Below are 499 nucleotides of genomic sequence, written 5' to 3'. Positions count from 1 at the left end.
ATTCTAAGGTTTTATAGCGTAACTGGAATGAACTAAAAATGAAAATAAACATACAAAAACACAGTTTAACTGATGCCATAACCATAAAGATGAATAATACTTCGTTGTCAAAAAAAACGCTACGTAAAATTAGTGACATTTTATTGTCCATTAACAGTCTTCCTTATGAACAACGAATTAACATATTAAGTGAGGGTAGAGATAGGTTAAATATTGTAAATTCAAATGTAGTTAGAAAACAGATTGGCGAATTAATATCAAGCAAATCGCAACGCGATGATTTGTCTATTTTCAATGTGCGTGATTTATCTATTTTGAAAAATACTGTTGATATTGTTATACAAGCATGCGATGAGGTTATCTTTGAGTTAAAACCAAGAAAAAATGAAATTCATCAGCATCTTTCGTGCGATTTCGCTAGAAAAATTGACAAATACTGCAGCAATAAAGCGGAAGCTCTTGGCACTAAAAATAGACTCAACCATAAAGAAACAAAAGA

The 499-nt window shown here is 30.7% G+C and carries 1 protein-coding gene; it reads left to right on the top strand.

Features of this window, described 5'->3' with window-relative positions:
* Positions 1-38 precede the first annotated feature (38 nt).
* Positions 39-499 (top strand): hypothetical protein (locus RH85_RS10155; protein WP_006712139.1); only part of this gene is annotated, 461 nt, incomplete at its 3' end.

The sequence above is a fragment of the Vibrio ichthyoenteri ATCC 700023 genome (genome assembly GCF_000222605.1).
Classification (GTDB): domain Bacteria; phylum Pseudomonadota; class Gammaproteobacteria; order Enterobacterales; family Vibrionaceae; genus Vibrio; species Vibrio ichthyoenteri.
This window is presented reverse-complemented; position numbering and strand designations above follow the sequence as displayed.